We start from the raw sequence: 16,115 nt of genomic DNA, 5'->3' as shown, positions 1-16,115 counted from the left end.
CGTGCCGCTCCCCGCCCCCCATGCCACTGTCCTGGCCGACTACACCGACGCGCTCGCGCACGCCCCGCTGGCCGGCTCCACCAAGACCAAGTACGTCTCCCGGCTGCGCGGCTACCTGGCCTGGCTGGCCGACCAAGCCGACGCCGGCGCCCTGGACGGCGACCCGCTCACCGACCCCATCGCCGCCACCGGCGCCGTGCGCGACTTCCGCCGGCATCTGAAGAACGGCCGCCGCGCCCCCAACACCATCGACACCTACCTGTCGGCCATCGACGACTTCTACGCCCGCCGCGGCCTCGGCAAGCCCACAGTTCAGCGGGAACGCGACTCGCGCCGCACCGCCCCCCGCGCCCTGGAGGCCCGGCGCACCCGCCGTTACATCCGCCACGTCCAACTCACCGCATCCCCGCGCGACAAGGCCATCGCCCTGCTGCCCTACTACGCCGGCCTGCGCATCTCCGAAGTCGTCGGCCTCGAGTTGGCCGACGTCCGCCTATCAGCCCGCAAGGGCGAACTACGCATCCGCGGCAAGGGCCGCGACGGCGGCAAGATCCGCCTCCTGCCCGTCCATGCGGACCTGCGCCAGGCCCTGACCGACTGGCTGGAAGCCCGCGCCGATTGGAAGGCGGCCGGCGCCCACGCCGCGGTGTTCCTCAACCACCGCGGCGGCCGCCTGAGCGACCGCGCCGCCCGCGACATCATCACCCGCTTCGGCGACGCCGTTGGCCTTAATGACGACCCCACCGAGCCCTTCAGCCCGCACGTCCTGCGCCACACTTTCGCCACGCAGCTCATCCGCGACGGCAAAGACCCCATCCTGGTCGCCGAACTCCTCGGTCACGGCTCGTTGGACACCACCCGCCGTTACGCCCTGCCCACCGAAGCCGACAAGGCCGCTGCTCTGGACGCCCTCATCACCGACCATTGACCACAAATCCGGTTCGGGACGGATGGCACGATTGTTACTGCCTGTATCCAGCTTGGAGGGCGTCGCGTGCGCCCGCGCGGAGGCGAACGTGCAGGGCAGTTGCCTACAGCGTTCGAGGCTGGGCAGATACCCTTTGCGGATTCTCTCCGAAGGAGCCGGCCGTGCCTGAAAAAGTCGCAATTATCCTTCGATTCCACCTGATGGGCGGCGAAGACGTCTCCGTGATGAGCGGAGACTTCGACGGGGAGGAAGAGGCGGTGGCGGCGATCGCTCGTGCTCTGGACGAGCGGCGCAGCCTGGTGCTGATGCGGGCAAGATATGACCGTGAGACCGACGTGAACGGCGTGGTCATCAACCTCGCCAACGTGGTGTCGGTGCGGGTGTCGAAGACAGACAGAACCGAAGCGGGCCAGTACCTGTAGCGGCGGGCTGCCCCAACGCACCCTGACCTGGACCCGCCGAACTCGTTCACAACCACGAGATGATGGGCAGCGTGACGGGCGACGACCCGCCCGAGCAGGCCACCCACCACTCACCGGCAGCCACTAAACCTCCCGTCTCAGCGAGCCGAGGACGCAACGATCTCGGCTCGCTGAGACGGAAATCGGCGGCCAAACCACACACGACCCGTCCTACGACGACCGCCCGCAGATTAAGGGACACTTGCCTTACGTGCCTTCTCTGAACTAACGCCTTATGATGTCGCTGCGTCGAGTTCGAGCGCGCTCACAACAGCTGAGACCTGGATGTTGTCATTGCCGACGAGGGCTTGGAGCCCGTCCTCGCGCACCCGTTTCTCGGCGTCCAGTGCTTCGTCGACGCTCGAGAACTACTGCATGTGATGGATTTGCCGTCCGCAGCGAAACAGCTGTCCCAGCCGCGGGGTGAGACCCGCAGATCGCCGCGCAGGAGGCGGCCGTGCGCCGCGTCCGGGCCTTCCCCATCGGTTTCGGCACCACGAACCCGACCCCGATGGTCTGCGACAACACACAGTTCGACGGCGGCTTCGGCGGCTGGGGCGGCGGCTTCGGCGGCCGCGGCGGATTCGACAGAGGCCGTAACCCCCGCACCATCGACGAGCCCGCGCTCAAGCAGATAGCCCAGACCACCGGCGGCTCCTACCACGGCGCCGAGAACGCCGACCAACTCCAAACCGCCCTCAACGCCCTTCCCAGCAGCTTCACCGTCATCCACCAGCGAGTCGACACCGCCCCTCTCCCTCTGGTGGAACCGCCCTCGCCCCGTGACCCGCTGACGGCACCTGCCTGACCACGGTCCGGATCCCCAGCACGGTCAGCCGCGTGCGTCGAGCGGGACATGCAGCGAGAGATGCGCCGACAGGGCGCGGAGGAAGTCCGGGGCGTCGAAGACCGCGCCCGCGGAGACGACGCCGGTGGTCCTGGTCCGGCCGGTGAGGATACGGTCGACGGCCTCCACCGCGAGCGGCGCGGTGATGGCGTAGATGTCCTGGCCGGAGACGACCACGCGGCGTTCCGTACCTCCGGAGCGGACGAGGACGTCGACGACGAAGGTCTGCGCGGAGCGGCCGCGCTCGTCGACGGCGGTCGGTGCCGAGGCGTCAGGAGCGGACAGGTCCGCGGCCGCCTTGGCGGTCATGTAGGTACGCACCTCCGGTACGGACAGGTGACTAGGAACGGTGACGACGTCGGCCATGGTGAACTCTCCAATGACGCTCTGGGAGCCGAGCGGAGCCGGGAAGGTCCACTCCAGGGTCGGCAGAGCGTCCTCGTGGTACTCCAGCTGTCCGCCGGTGAAGCGGACACGGCGGCCACTCCGCCGCTGCCCCGAGACCACGCCTGCGGCGAGCGTTCCGGCAGTGGGGTGCCAGCTGCTCAGGCCGTAGGCGACGTGTACCTCGTCCGCCGCCGTCCAGTCGCCCATAGCGGTGGTGACCAACAGGTCGCCGAGGCCGCCGTAGAAGGCCATCGCCGGGACCACCACGGCGCCCGCCTCGCGGGCACGCTCCGCGAAGTGCGCGAACGTGTCGGCGTTCGCCTCGATCTCGGCCGCCACGTCGACATACGGGATGCCCGCGCGCAGCGCCGCCTCGACCAGCGGGGCGGCGGTCGTGGCGAAGGGCCCGGCGCAGTTGATCACGATGTCGGCGCCGTTCAGCGCGCGGTCGAGCGAGGCCGGATCGTCGACCGACGCCTGCCGCGCCTCAAGCCCCGGTTGGTCCTGTACCAGAGCCTGCAGCTTGTCCTGGTCGCGGCCGAGGAGCAGCGGAACGTATCCGCGCTCGCGCAACTCCGCGACCACGAACCGCCCGGTATGCCCATAGGCGCCGTACACCGCCACATTCCGACCCGATCCCATATCTGTTCCTTCGTGCTCGAAGTGATCCGCTGCGGAAATCCTGTCTGGGTTGCCCCATTGGTGCCAGCGTCCGAAACGACACGACCCGTACAATTCCCGACATGAGCTCTTTCCCGCGCTCCGTCGCGGTCGCCGCTACCGACGGGATGCTGCACTTCGAGCTGGCCCTGGCCTACGAGGTCTTCGGCTCCGCCCCGGACGCCGTACCGGGTCCCTGGTACGACGTCCGGATCTGCGGCACGCACGCCGTCCGGGTCGGCCGGTTCTCGGTGGAGCCGGACTGCGGGCTCGACCGGCTGGCGCACGCCGACACCGTGATCGTTCCCGCCTTGGCGGACGTCGACGAGGACCCGCCGGCCGACCTGGTCGAGGCGGTACGCGCGGCCCACGAGGCGGGCGCGCGGGTGGTCTCCCTGTGTACGGGCGTGTTCGTGCTGGCCGCCGCCGGCCTGCTGGACGGGCTGCGCGCGACCACGCACTGGGCCCACACCGACGTACTGGCGGCCCGCTATCCCCGGGTGGAGGTCGACCCGGACGTGCTCTACGTCGACAACGGCAGCGTGCTCACGTCCGCGGGCAAGGCCGCAGCGATGGACCTGTGCCTGCATCTGGTCCGCCGCGACCACGGTTCGGTGATCGCCAACGTGGTCGCCCGCCGCCTGGTCGTGCCGCCCCACCGGGCCGGTGGCCAGGCCCAGTTCGTCACCACACCCGTGCCCGACCAGGACGGCCATCCCCTGGCCGAGCTGCTCACCTGGGTGATGCAGCGGCTGGACCAGCCCCTCACCGTGGAGGACCTGGCTCGCCAGGCGAACATGAGCTCGCGCCACCTGGCCCGCCACTTCCGCTCAGTAACCGGAACCACGCCGCTGCAGTGGCTGCTGACGCAGCGGATCCGCCGCGCGCAGGAGCTGCTGGAGATCACGGACGACAGCGTCGACACCATCGCCTCGGCGGCGGGCATGGGCACGGCGACGACACTGCGCCGCCACTTCCACCGCGCGATCGGCGTACCGCCGGATGCCTACCGGCGCACGTTCCGGGCGTGAGGCCTGGTCGAGGTCATTGATCTCCTTGAGAAGCAGGTGCCGGCACCATGGGGTCTCGGCCCTTCCCCACAACTCTGGACCTCATCAGCGTGAACTCGGTCCTCTCGCTACTATGCCCGGCGTGAGCGATGACCCTTCTGCAATGAGCACCGGGCGCCTGGAGGCGTTCAGCGACGGCGTGTTCGCCATCGCGATCACCCTGCTGGTGCTCGAGATCCGGCTGCCCGAAGGCTGGGAAGAGGACCTCGGGGGCGCGCTGATAGGGCTGTGGCCGTCCTACCTCGCCTACGTGGTGACGTTCCTGTTGGTGGGGTTGGTCTGGATGAACCACCATCGGATGTTCCACTTCATCTACAGGACTGACGGCATACTGCTCACCCTCAATGTGCTTCTCCTGATGGATGTCGCCTTTCTGCCGTTTCCCACGCACGTGCTGGCCGAGGCGTTGCGCTCCGAACACGGCACCCAGATGGCCGCCGTCTTCTATGGCATCGTGCTGGTGATCGGCGGCATTTTCTACAACGCCGTGTGGTGGTACTCCTCCTTAGGACACCGCCACCTCGGCGCGCACATCTCCCCGGCGGAGGCCCGCTCGCTGCGATTTCGCTGGGGAATGGGGCCGGTGCTCTATCTCGTCGCGACCGTCATCGGCGCGTTCAGCGCGGTAGGCGCGCTCGTGTTCTACGTATTGCTGCTCGTCTTCTACATGTTCGACATGCGCCCCAGGCGAAAGGCCATGTAGCACCGCGTTTCGCCTGGTCGCCGCGCTGCGCCAGCCCGCCCCGTGGGCCCATTTTCTGAGCCCTTGCTGTACGGGCGGCGCTGTGCGTCAGTGCTTGGTGGCGCAGTCGTAGAGGGTGGTGCCGCCTCCCATCGTTGGGCTGCTGCTCGGTTTGGAGGGAGTTCCCCCATACGCGGCGGCGGGGACTTCGGTGCAGTTCTCTTTCAGCCATTGCGAGCGGTGTGTGCTCGCCCCGCCCATCATGGCGCCGAAGCCGCCGAAACCGGATCCCAGGACGAAGCGTAGTTGCCCCGAACTCGTCCAGTCCTTCAGTTGCTGGACGGTCGGGGCGTCGTCGATGCCGATGAAGCCGCCCATGCCGATGACGTTGGCGTCACTGTTCAGGATGAAAGTGGAGGCGGACATGGCGCCGCCTTCGGTGGCGAGTTTGATGCGGGCGGGGCCGGACTGCTTGACGGCATAGTCCAGGATCTTGCGCTGGTCGGGGGTGAGCTCGGCGCCAGAGCCAGGGAAGCCTCCGGAGAACCCGGCAGGAAATCCTTGGGGGAGCTCCATGCCTTCCGGGAGCTTCGTGCCTGGTGGGAGTTGCATTCCTTCCGGGAGTTCGAACCCGCCCGGAGCCGGGCCGCCCCCGCCTGCCCCGCGACCGAAGGGCATGGTCGGCGGCCCTGCGGTGGGGTTGGCGCCGCCCATCGCCGACGTGGAGCCGGGGACGCTGATCGCCCAGGCCGCAGGCCCCGAAAGCACCGCCAGGACCGCGACGCCGACGGCGGCGGGCAGCAGCTGTGGCCGCCCGGCGGGCAGCAGTCGTCGCCGAGCAGACAGCAGGAGCAGGACGATCGCCGTCACCCCGGCCGCGCCCACAAGCCACGCCACCCAGCCGTTCCAGGACGGCACTCGCCCGATCACGACATAGGCCCAGGCCGTGGTCACCGCCACGGTCCCAGCTCCCAGCGGGAGCGCCCAGCGAGCCCCCGCCCGGTGAGCGCGGGCCAGCGTCGTGGCGTAGCCGGCGGTGACGGCGGCGACCGCCGGGGTCAGCTGAGTCGTGTAGTACGGGTGAAAGGTCCCCTTCTGAGTGGCGAACACCAGACCGCAGACCACCAGCCAGGTACCCCACAGCACCCACCCAGCCGCGGCGAGCGGCTCACCGGGCATCGTGATCCCGCGCCAGCGCAGTACGGCGACAGCCAGGGCCAACACCAGCGCCACCCCGCACAACGGCAGCAGCCAGCTGATCTGCCCACCGACCTGGTCGTTGAAGAGCCGTCCCAGACCAGCCGCTCCACCGAAGGAGATGCTGAACCCACCCTCGCCGCCGAAGATCCGGCCGAGGCCGTTGTAGCCGACGACCAGGTCCCAGGCGCTGCCGTCAGTGCTGCCGCCGATGTACGGCCGATTCCCCGGCCAGAACGCGACCACGGCGACCCACCACAGAGAGGACACCACAAGAACGACGCCGCCGATCAGCAGCTTGCCGAGCCGCCCGAGCAAAGGGCCGCGCGCGCCGACCAACCAGGCCACCGCGAACGCCGGGATCACCATCCAAGCGGCGAGCATCTTGGTCATGAAGCCGAGGCCGATCAGGAACCCGGCGGCGCACAACCACCGCAGGCCGGCCCGACCGGAAGCCGTCTGCAAGGCGCGGGTCAAAAAGTATGCCGCCGCCACCAGCGTCAGCACCAGCAGCGTGTCAGGGTTGTTGTCGCGGTTGATCGCCACCGTGATCGGGGTCAGCGTCAGAACCAGCGCGGCCAACAGCCCCGCCGCCTCGCCCGCCCACAGCCGTACAGTCCGGTGCAGGAGGAACACCGTGCCAATGCCCTCCAACACCTGAGGCAGAATCATCGCCCAGCCGTGCAGACCGAAGATCTTGGTGCTGAGCACCTGCGGCCACAGCGCCGCCGGCGGCTTGTCGACGGTGATCACACCCGCCGGGTCGTACGAGCCGAACAGGAAGTTCGTCCAGCTCTGGCCCATCGACTTCACAGCGGCGGAGTAGTAGCTGTTGCCCCAGCCGAGCGAACCCAGCGCCCAGCCGTACAGTCCGGCGGCCAGGATCAGGATCACCGCGAGCGCCGCCCGTCTGGGGAGCGGGCGGGGGGTGGATGGCGGAGTCATCTCGTACGTCACTCTCTGGAAAGGATCAGGGGGTGCTGCGGCGGAAGACGGCCAGCCGCAGCACCAGGAAGCGGACGACGGTGACCAGCACGGACGAGGCGGTGAGCACCAGCGTCTCGGCCGCGGCCGACGCCTCGGGCTGTACCTCGCGGAACAGCAGCACGGCGGCGGAGGTGACGACGTACCCGAGCAGGAACAGGGCGCCGGCTCCCAGGTGCGCCCGGCCGGCCCCCGTACCGGACCAGCGGAAGGTGAGGCGGCGGTTGGCCTCGGTGTTGAGCACGGTGAGGACGAGCAGCGACACCAGGTTCGCGAACACGGGCGGCCACCACGCGCGCAGCAGCCAATACAGCAGGGCCTGACCGGCCGTCGAGAGCACGCCGATGGCCACGAAGCAGCCGACCTCCCAGGTGATCCGGGAGCGTGCCCTGCTGGGGGCCAGTACGGCGTCGGGGTGTTCGGCGGCCGGGGTGGGGCGACTCGGCAATGGGGCACGCGCGGCGCCGGACGCCTTCATGCGGGCCACCCGCCACAGTCCGCGTAGATCGTCCGTGGCGGTGCTGACGACGTCGACCCGCGTGTCCACATCCTCGACCCAGTCGACCGGGACCTCGTGGATGCGCAGCCCGTTGTGTTCGGCGAGCAGCAGCAGCTCGGTGTCGAAGAACCAGGCGTCGTCCTGCGTTCGTTCGAGCAGCGGGCCGAGCACGTCCGTACGCGCCGCCTTGAAGCCGCACTGCGCGTCACTGAACCGGGCTCCGTGAGTGAGCCGGATGATCGCGTTGTAGCAGCGGGAGATCAGCTCGCGGCGCGGTCCGCGCACGGTACGCGCCCCGGGAGCCAGTCGACTGCCGATGGCGAGATCGGAGTGGCCGCTGGCGAGCGGGGCGATCAGCGGCATCAGCGCGTCCAGGCGCGTGGACAGGTCGACATCCATGTAGACGACGATGTCGGCCTCGCTCGCGCCCCACACCGTACGCAGTGCGAGCCCGCGCCCTTTCCTGTCGAGGTGGACCACGTTCGTGCCGGGCAGTTCGGCGGCCAGTTCCCGGGCCACCTCCAGCGTCCGGTCAACGCTCGCGTTGTCCGCCACGGTGAGCCGCCAGGGGAAGGGCATCCACTCACTGAGGTGTGCGTGAAGGGTACGCAGACATCCTGGGAGCGCCCGCTCCTCGTTGTAGACGGGGATGACGATCTCGACCGTGGGATTCGGTAGCTTCGAGGGCTGGAAATCCCGGAGGACGCTCCGGCTTGTGCTGGTCATCGATGCCCTCCGGAAACAACTGCCGGCTCCCCGGGGGTCTCGGCAATGGGCGGTACGGCGGATCGCGGCGCGCGTCTGGCCCGGATCTTCTCCTTCCGGCTTTCGACCATGGTGTACAGGGTTGGGACCAGGATCAGCGTGAGCAGCGTCGAGCTGATCAGCCCGCCGATGACCACGATGGCGAGCGGCTTGGAGATGAACCCGCCGCCACCGGTGATCCCCAGAGCCATCGGCAGCAGGGCGAAGATCGTTGCCAGCGCGGTCATCAGGATGGGCCGGAGCCTGTTGCGCCCGCCCTCCACGACGGCCTCATGCAGCGGCATCCCTTGACCGCGGTACTGGTTGATCAGGTCGAGCAGCACGATGGCGTTGGTGACCACGATGCCGACCAGCATCAGCAGCCCGATCAACGCCGCCAGCCCGAGCGACGTACCGGTGATGAGCAGCAGACCGATCGCGCCCGTGGCGGCGAACGGGATCGACACCAGGAGCAGCAACGGCTGAATGAGGCTGCGGAAGGTGGCGACCATGACGAAGAACACCAGCGCGATGGCCGCCACCAGAGCCAGTCCGAGGCTGCCGAAGGCTTCGTCCTGATCGGCGCTGGCACCCCCGACGGAGTAGGTGGCACCGGCGGGCAGGGTCAGCTTGGCGAGCCGGCTGTCCAGGTCCGCGCTGATGGCGCCGAGATCGGCGCCGGTGCTCTTGCCGGAGACGGTGACGGTACGCTCCCCGTCGACCCGGCTGACCGAAACGGGCCCGTTGACCTGCTTGACCTCGGCCACGTCGGAGAGGTCCCCCTTCCCGGGCAGGTCGAGCTTGCGCAGCTCACCGAGCGAGACGGGCGCGTCGCCGGTGTCCACGACGACATCGGCGGTGGTGCCGTCGAAGGTCAGCTGGGTCACGGTACTGCCACGGAACGCCTGGGCGACCAGCTGTCCGACGGCGGCCTCGGTCAGGCCGCGCTCCGCGGCCTCCTTGCGATCGACGGTGACGTCGATGCGCGGCGCGGTCTCGGCCAGACCGCTGGTCACCTCGGTGACGCCGGGGATGGCCGACATGGTCTGCTGTACGACTCGCGCCGCGTCGCTCAATGTGTCCTGCTCACTGGCGTGGACCAGGACTTCGAGCCCGTCGCCGCCGAAGCCGCCCGTCTCGCCGATGCTGATCTCTCCGGCGTCGGGCAGCTTGCCCAGCTGGTCGCGCAGGGTGTTCTCCACGGCTGCGGTGTCACTGTTCTCGCGCAGGGTGAGCGAGTAGCTGGCGCGAGCCGTACCCCCGCCACCCCCTCCGCCTGGACCGGCGCCCGCGAACCCGACGCCGCTCGCGCCACCCACGGTGACCTGGTACGACTTGACCGCGTCGAGGCCGGTCAGAACCTTCTCGACCTCCTTGGCCTTCGTGTCGGCCGCGGCCAGGGACGTACCGACGGGCAGGTTCTGGGTGATGTTGACCGTGTCCTGCCCCGCGTTGTCGATGAAGCTGGTCTCCAGCCGGGGCACCAGGGCGAGTGTGCCGATGAGGATCGCCAGAGCGCCGGCGACCGTCGTGAGCCGGTGCCGGGTGGCGAACCGGATCACCGGGACGTAGGCGCGCTGGAGCAGGCTGCGGCGTTCCTTCTCCTCCGCCTTGAGCCGGTCACCGTTCTTGGGCGGCTTGAGGAACCAGTAGCTCAGCACCGGTACGACGGTCAGCGACACCAGCAGCGACGCGAGCAGGGCCACTGTGACCGTGATGGAGAACGGGCCGAACAGCTCGCCGACGAAACCGCCGACGAAGGCGATCGGCAGGAAGACTGCGACGGTGGTGAGGGTGGAGGCGGTCACCGCGCCCGCGACCTCGCGTACGCCGTTCTCGATCGCCTGCCGTTTGGGCTCGCCGTAGGAGAGGTGGCGTTTGATGTTCTCCAGGACCACGATCGAGTCGTCGACAACGCGGCCGACCGCGATGGTGAGCGCGCCGAGGGTGAGCATGTTGAGCGAGTAGTCCCAGGCCCACAGGGCGATCAAGGCGATCAGCACCGACAGGGGGATGGAGACTGCGGTGACCAGGGTGGAGCGCAGCGAGAACAGGAAGACCAGGATGATCAGCACGGCCATGGCCAGGCCCAACAGGCCCTCGGTGGTCAGGCTCTCGATCGACTTCTCCACCTGGGGCGCCTGGTCGTAGACGATAGTGAGGGCGGCGTCCGTGCCTAGGGCGGTGGCGAGGGCGGGCAGCTTGGCGCGTACGTCCTCGGAGATCGACACCGCGTTGCCGCCTGGCTTCATAGTGATGGAGACGCCCAGGCTGGGCTTGCCGTCTGTTCGGGTGAGCGTGGTCGATTCGGCCAGGCCCAGCTTCACGGTGGCCACGTCGCCCAGCCGTACGGGCTTCGGCTTCTCGGCTTTCTCGGCTTTTGCGGTTTTTGCAGCGGTCGGGGTGGCCTGCGGCGAGCCTGGCCGCTGATCCTGGCCTACGGGTTGGGCCTGGACCTGGGGTTGGGATGCCTGCGCGGCGGGGGCGAGGTACAGATCCTTGAGATCCTTGATCGACTCGAACCTGCCGCCGACCTGGACGCTCAGCGTCGTGTCCGCGTGAGTGAGGGATCCGGCGGGAATCGGCTGGCCCGCACCCTGGATGGCGGTGGAGATCGCGCTGGTGTCCAGCCCCTTCTTCTTCAGTTTGTCGGTGTCGGGGGTGATCGTGATGACCTGATCCCTTGTGCCCGTAACGGAGGCTTCCTTGACCCCCTCGATGCCGGTGAGCGTCGGGACCACGTGGGTGGTCAACTGCTCGGCGAGTCGCTGCTGCGACTTGTCAGAAGCGGCGGCGAGCTGGATGACCGGAAGGTCGTCGGTACTCCCCACGACCACCTTCGGCTCCACGCCGTCCGGCAGCCGGTCGGCCAGCCCGCTGACCACCTGCTGGATCTTGCTCTGCGCGTCGTCAATGTCGGTGCCGAAGTCAAAGGCCACCTGGACCGTCGCGCTGGACTCCCGAGACGTCGAGTTCACCCCGGTGACGCCCGTGACCCCGCGTACCCCCTCCTCCAGCGGCACCGTGACCCGGTCCTCGACGATCTCCGGAGCGGCGCCGGCGTATGTCGCCATGACCGAGACCTGGGGGAACGACAGCGAGGGCAGGAGCTGTTGCTGCAACGCCGGGGTGACGTAAACGCCGAACGCGAGCACCACGACCGTGATGAGCGCTATGAGCCCCCGTTGGGCAAGGCTCAATCTAGCCAGAAACGACATCTTTCCACTTCTCTTCGCATGGGTGTCAGATCGCACGGTGCGGCGGGGAACGGGCGAGCCGGACCACTTGGGTCACCACTTCAAGCCTCGGGGCGCGGCCTTGAGCGGACGTCCGCCTGGAGGAGGGTTCTGATCTGCGGCGATCGCAGTAGATGGGGGTGCGGGCTACTGCGATCGCGGTTCCCAGGGGATCAGCTAGCCCGCGGTTCTCGGGCGGTCAGTGGGCGCCGTGGCCCCCGCCCGCGGTTCGCGGACGATCAGGGGGCGCAGTGGCTTTTGTGTGCGCGGTGGCGATCAGCGGGTCTGGGGACGGACCAGACCGGTCTCGTACGCGATGATCACCAGCTGGGCGCGGTCGTGCGCCTTCAGCTTGGTCATGGCCCGGTTGACGTGCGTCTTGGCGGTCACCCGGCTGATCCCCAGCAGATCGGCGATCTCGTCGTTGGTACGCCCGTGAGCCACGAGAATCATCACCTCACGCTCGCGCTCGGTGAGCACAGCCAGGTCTTCAGGCACATGCTGGGCCGAGACCCCGCGCCCGTCCAGGAAGCGGGTAATCAGACGTCGGGTCGCCAACGGCGACAGCAGCGCCTCACCCCTGGCCACCACCCTGATGGCCTCCTGCAGTTCGCCGGCCTCCACACTCTTGCCGAGGAACCCACTGGCACCCGCCTGCAGCGCGGCGAAGACGTACTCGTCGATCTCGAACGTGGTCAAGACCAGCACCCGTACTCCGGCCGTGGCCTCATCGCAGGTGATCTCCCTTGTCGCAGCCAGACCATCCATTCCGGGCATGCGAACGTCCATCAGCACCACGTCGGCCATGGTCTCCCGCGCCAGCCGTACGGCGTCATGACCGTTGGCAGCCTCGCCGACCACCTCTAGGTCCGGGGCCGAGTCGATCAGCACCCGAAACCCGGCACGGACCAGCGCCTGGTCGTCCGCCAGCAGCACTTTGACGGTCATGACCTGTTCTTCCTTGAGACGGGGAGCACGGCATGCACCCGAAACCCACCACCGTCCACGGGCCCAGCGACGAAGGTCCCGTCGACCGACAAGGCCCGCTCCCGCATACCGATCAGCCCGTGACCGGAACCGGCCCCGGAGGAGACCCCACCCGCATCACTCCGACCATCGTCGGCCACGTCGACGATCACCTCGTCGGCCGTGTAGTCGATCCGCACGGTCGCGGTCGCCTGCGGCGCGTGCTTGCTCACGTTGGTCAGCGCCTCCTGAACGATCCGGAACGCGGCGAGATCCACAGGAGCAGGCAATGGCCTTGGGTCGCCGTAGATGAGCCAACCCAGGTTCAACCCGGCCGCGGTGAAGGAGTCGACCAGTTCGGGCAGCCGATCCAGCCCCGGCGCAGGCTCGGTCAGCAGCTCATCACGGCTACCCGGACGGCGCAGCAAGCCCACTGTCGTCCGCAGCTCATCCAGCGCTTCCTTGCCCGCTTCACGGACATGGCCCAGCGCCGTACGGGCCTGCTCGGGCTCGGTCGCCAGCAAATGCGCGGCAACCTGCGCTTGTACGTTGATCAGCGCGATGTGATGGGCAAGAACGTCATGCAACTCCCGCGCGATGTACAGCCGCTCCTCCATCACCCGCCGTTCGGCCTCCTCCTCACGCGTCTCCTCGGCCCTGCGCGCCCGCTCCTCGATAGCGGCCACATAAGCCCGGCGGCTGCGCAGCGAGTCCCCGACTGCGGTGGCCATGCCGATCGACGCGATGGGCGCCAGCATCTCGGGCGTCAGCAACGCACTTCCACCGAACACCACCCTGGCCACGGTAACCACAAGCGCGGCAAGCCCTCCGTAGGCCCACGCATGCCGGCGCGGGACTCGCGAGGCCACGGTGTACACCGCGATCGCCGCCCCCAGGTTCAACAGGCCCCGACCATCGTCGACCGCAGCGGAGGCGACAAACCCGGCAACCGTGACGCCGAGAACGCTGCGCGGCCACCGCCGCCGAAAGATCAGAGCACCGCAGATGACAGAAGCCAGCGCGATGTCGTACGCGGTGAGGGACCGTATCCCACCGTGCCACTCGGCCCCCGGCGGTGGGGGCGCGCCCGGCGCCAGCAGGGTCATCGCATAGACGCACACGGCCAGGATCGTGTCGGCCACATAGGGTCGGGAAAGGAGCTCCCGTCGCAGCCAGGTCACGGTACGCACCTCTAAACAGTAGGTCTGACCTGGGCGAATTCCCTCATCCCGTGGTACCCATCGGCTCTACTGCGCCCGCAGTACGGCGGGGTCGGGGTTCGATGAAGGCAGCCGATTCCGGGGCCTGCGGCTAAGGCCTCGGAACGTTCGCCTCCGCCCGGCGACGCGGCGTGCTGACGCAGCTCGGCGACCACGGCGGCACTTTTGGGCCGCAGGAGTACCTGCACCCGCTGCATTACCTGATCAGTGCTGCCGTCCTGGGTCGCCCGGTCGACGGCTTCGGCCTGTCCGACGGGCTGATGCTGGCGAGCCGGGCCGCTCCGCGTGGGCCTTCCCATCGCCGATCACGAGCCCAGCCTGCTGTCCTCCTACCGCATTGGCACCAGGGCCGAGTAGCCCTGATCGGCGACGCCGCCTGGTGCCTGATCCTCTACTCAGGCATGGGTGCCTCTGCTGGCATCGTCGGTGCTGAAATGCTGGGCATTCAGAAACAGGCAACCGCTCCCACGCCCCTTCGCGGACCTGATTAGCGAGCGAACGCCCAGCTCAAGAGCTGGCACATCCTGTGAAAGCTCCGCTGCAGCCCAAGTGTCAATCCCCTCAAAATCAAAGCGTGGAGACGGTCTTATGCCACAGCGGCCCTCAGCAGGGCCGTTGATGCTTGCCTCTTCTCGATCATCTGACGCTCGAATGTGTTGGGCGGCAGGCCGTCGTTGGCGCTGTGCCGCCGGGTGGTGTTGTAGAAATCGGTGATCCAGGTAGCGATCTTCAGGCGCGCCTCGGCTCGGGTGCGGAAGCGCTGCCGGTGGACGTACTCGACCTTGAGTGTGCTGTTGAACGCCTCTGAGGCTGCGTTGTCGAGCGCGCAGCCGACCCGGCCCATCGACTGGATCACCCCATGCCGGCGACATTCAGCCTGGTAGCCTGGTAGCGGGCGGCGGTGTACTCCGACCCGCGATCGGAGTGGAAGATCACTCCATCCACGTCGCCGCCGCGGATGGTGACCGCCATCTGCAGCGAGGCGACGGTCAATGCCGCATCGTGATGCTCCGACATGGCGAAGCCGAGCAGGCGGCGGGAGAACAGATCCTCGACGGTGGCCAGGTACAGCGGCCCCTCATCGGTATCGATCATGGTGCCGTCGCCGACCCACAGCACGTCCGCAGCGACCGCGGTGAACTTCCGGCCGACCAGATCCGGCGCGGCCGGACGCCTGCCCTGCCGGGTTAGCGAGCGCGGCTTCCTCGGCTTGCGGCCGGCCAGGCCCAGCTCGGCCATCCGCTTGGCCACCGTGTTCTCCGATACCTTCCAGCCCTCCGCATGCAGATCTTGAGTGATCCGAGGCGAGCCGTAGGTGCCGCCCGACGCTTCGAAATGCCGCTTGATCTCCTCATCCAGCCTGATCCGTCGCTGCTCTCGGGCCGTCGGCACGCGCTTGTTCCACTTGTAGAACCACGACTGCGACACCCCTAACGCGCGGCACGCGGTGACGTGGTCGATACCGAAGTCGGTCTTCTGGGAGCTGATGAAGGCCGCCACGCTCACCGGCCCATCGCCTCTTTGACCCACAAGACCACTGAACGCTTGAGGACTGTGAGACTGAAGAGGCACCGCCCGACAAGCCAGGGTCTGACCCAGTTTGAGACTGGCCGGCGTGCCTTGGTGATGACCTGTCGCCCTGGCCCGGGCGGTGCCGCCGGACCAGGCGCGGATGTGTCCCGATAGGGGCCTCGCCATGTGCATCATCACAGTCCTGACCTCCTCGCTCGGCCGGTGACCACCACGTCCCGAGCCTTTGAGGAGAGCCGTGACTCGCCCCGCCGACGACCACACCGCCGCCACCGATGCGCAAGAGGAGATCGTGCTCGGTGTGGATACCCATGCCGAGATGCACGTCGCAGCGGTGATCACCGTCATGGGTGTGCTCATAGGTACCCAGGCGTTCCCGGCCACCGCCGACGGTTACGCGGCGCTGCTGGACTGGGCGCGCGGACACGGCCAGCTGCGGCGGGCCGGGGTCGAAGGCACCAGCTCGCACGGCACAGCGCTGAATCGCTACCTACGCCGCCACAGCCTTCAGGTTCTGGAGGTCAACCGGCCGGATCGAGCCCGTCGGCGGCGGCGCGGCAAGACCGATGCCGTCGACGCCGAGAACGCGGCTCGAGCTGTGCTGTCGAAGGATGCCACCGCCATCGCCAAGACCGGTGACGGCGCCGTCGAAATGATCCGCATGGTAAAAGTCGCCAAGGACTCTGCGATCAAGGCCCGCACCC

General features: G+C 68.3%; 15 protein-coding genes. 7 read left to right on the top strand and 8 right to left on the bottom strand.

The window, feature by feature from the left end; translation table 11 throughout:
- Position 1 precedes the first annotated feature (1 nt).
- The 3 genes from AB0J16_RS30045 (at position 2) to AB0J16_RS30035 (ending at position 2,197) form a co-directional block, all read left to right on the top strand.
- The gene (locus tag AB0J16_RS30045) at positions 2 to 928 is read left to right on the top strand and encodes a tyrosine-type recombinase/integrase (protein ID WP_358545347.1); all 927 of its coding nucleotides are present in this window, start codon (positions 2 to 4) and stop codon (positions 926 to 928) included.
- A 161-nt stretch (positions 929 to 1,089) separates the two neighbouring features.
- Positions 1,090 to 1,350 (top strand): hypothetical protein, encoded by a 261-nt coding sequence (locus tag AB0J16_RS30040; protein WP_358545345.1) that lies wholly within the window; start codon positions 1,090 to 1,092, stop codon positions 1,348 to 1,350.
- A 496-nt stretch (positions 1,351 to 1,846) separates the two neighbouring features.
- On the top strand, positions 1,847 to 2,197 hold the full coding sequence (locus tag AB0J16_RS30035; RefSeq protein WP_358545343.1) for a hypothetical protein: 351 nt from the start codon (positions 1,847 to 1,849) through the stop codon (positions 2,195 to 2,197).
- Between the two features lie 24 nt (positions 2,198 to 2,221).
- Here the strand turns inward: AB0J16_RS30035 and AB0J16_RS30030 are convergent, their stop codons facing one another.
- Positions 2,222 to 3,265: a saccharopine dehydrogenase NADP-binding domain-containing protein gene (locus tag AB0J16_RS30030; RefSeq protein ID WP_358545341.1), complete on the bottom strand. Its 1,044-nt coding sequence runs from the start codon at positions 3,263 to 3,265 to the stop codon at positions 2,222 to 2,224.
- Positions 3,266 to 3,366: 101 nt separating this feature from the next.
- On the opposite strand from AB0J16_RS30030, the gene AB0J16_RS30025 reads away from it, so the two are divergent.
- Both AB0J16_RS30025 and AB0J16_RS30020 read left to right on the top strand, forming a co-directional pair.
- Positions 3,367 to 4,314: a helix-turn-helix domain-containing protein gene (locus tag AB0J16_RS30025; RefSeq protein ID WP_358545339.1), complete on the top strand. Its 948-nt coding sequence runs from the start codon at positions 3,367 to 3,369 to the stop codon at positions 4,312 to 4,314.
- Positions 4,315 to 4,435: 121 nt separating this feature from the next.
- Complete coding sequence (locus AB0J16_RS30020; protein WP_358545337.1) at positions 4,436 to 5,056, top strand: TMEM175 family protein; 621 nt, start codon at positions 4,436 to 4,438, stop codon at positions 5,054 to 5,056.
- Between the two features lie 87 nt (positions 5,057 to 5,143).
- Here AB0J16_RS30020 and AB0J16_RS30015 read toward each other — a convergent pair whose 3' ends face one another.
- The 5 genes from AB0J16_RS30015 to AB0J16_RS29995 form a co-directional block, all read right to left on the bottom strand.
- Entirely contained in the window at positions 5,144 to 7,177 is a 2,034-nt protein-coding gene (locus AB0J16_RS30015; protein ID WP_358545335.1) for a glycosyltransferase family 39 protein, read from the bottom strand.
- A gap of 25 nt (positions 7,178 to 7,202) precedes the next feature.
- The gene (locus AB0J16_RS30010) at positions 7,203 to 8,441 is read right to left on the bottom strand and encodes a bifunctional glycosyltransferase family 2/GtrA family protein (protein WP_358545333.1); all 1,239 of its coding nucleotides are present in this window, start codon (positions 8,439 to 8,441) and stop codon (positions 7,203 to 7,205) included.
- On the bottom strand, positions 8,438 to 11,677 hold the full coding sequence (locus tag AB0J16_RS30005; RefSeq protein WP_358545332.1) for an efflux RND transporter permease subunit: 3,240 nt from the start codon (positions 11,675 to 11,677) through the stop codon (positions 8,438 to 8,440). Before AB0J16_RS30005 ends, AB0J16_RS30010 begins: the two co-directional genes overlap by 4 nt.
- 294 nt (positions 11,678 to 11,971) lie before the next feature.
- The gene (locus AB0J16_RS30000; protein WP_358545331.1) at positions 11,972 to 12,643 is read right to left on the bottom strand and encodes a response regulator transcription factor; all 672 of its coding nucleotides are present in this window, start codon (positions 12,641 to 12,643) and stop codon (positions 11,972 to 11,974) included.
- Positions 12,640 to 13,842: a histidine kinase gene (locus tag AB0J16_RS29995; RefSeq protein ID WP_358545329.1), complete on the bottom strand. Its 1,203-nt coding sequence runs from the start codon at positions 13,840 to 13,842 to the stop codon at positions 12,640 to 12,642. The genes AB0J16_RS30000 and AB0J16_RS29995 overlap by 4 nt, the downstream gene beginning before the upstream one ends.
- Positions 13,843 to 14,012: 170 nt before the next feature.
- Between AB0J16_RS29995 and AB0J16_RS29990 the strand changes: the two genes are divergently transcribed.
- Positions 14,013 to 14,372, top strand: coding sequence for a hypothetical protein (locus AB0J16_RS29990; RefSeq protein ID WP_358545327.1), 360 nt, complete (start codon positions 14,013 to 14,015; stop codon positions 14,370 to 14,372).
- Positions 14,373 to 14,467: 95 nt separating this feature from the next.
- Here the strand turns inward: AB0J16_RS29990 and AB0J16_RS29985 are convergent, their stop codons facing one another.
- Both AB0J16_RS29985 and AB0J16_RS29980 read right to left on the bottom strand, forming a co-directional pair.
- Positions 14,468 to 14,725 carry an integrase core domain-containing protein gene (locus tag AB0J16_RS29985; protein WP_358545326.1) on the bottom strand — a complete coding sequence of 86 codons (258 nt, stop codon included), beginning with the start codon at positions 14,723 to 14,725 and terminating at the stop codon, positions 14,468 to 14,470.
- 8 nt (positions 14,726 to 14,733) lie between these two features.
- Positions 14,734 to 15,387, bottom strand: coding sequence for an IS3 family transposase (locus AB0J16_RS29980; protein WP_358545324.1), 654 nt, complete (start codon positions 15,385 to 15,387; stop codon positions 14,734 to 14,736).
- Positions 15,388 to 15,649: 262 nt separating this feature from the next.
- Between AB0J16_RS29980 and AB0J16_RS29975 the strand changes: the two genes are divergently transcribed.
- The coding region (locus AB0J16_RS29975) for a transposase (protein ID WP_358545322.1) at positions 15,650 to 16,115 on the top strand (466 nt) is incomplete at its 3' end.

The organism is Nonomuraea sp. NPDC049750, from assembly GCF_040659625.1.
Classification (GTDB): domain Bacteria; phylum Actinomycetota; class Actinomycetes; order Streptosporangiales; family Streptosporangiaceae; genus Nonomuraea.
This window is presented reverse-complemented; position numbering and strand designations above follow the sequence as displayed.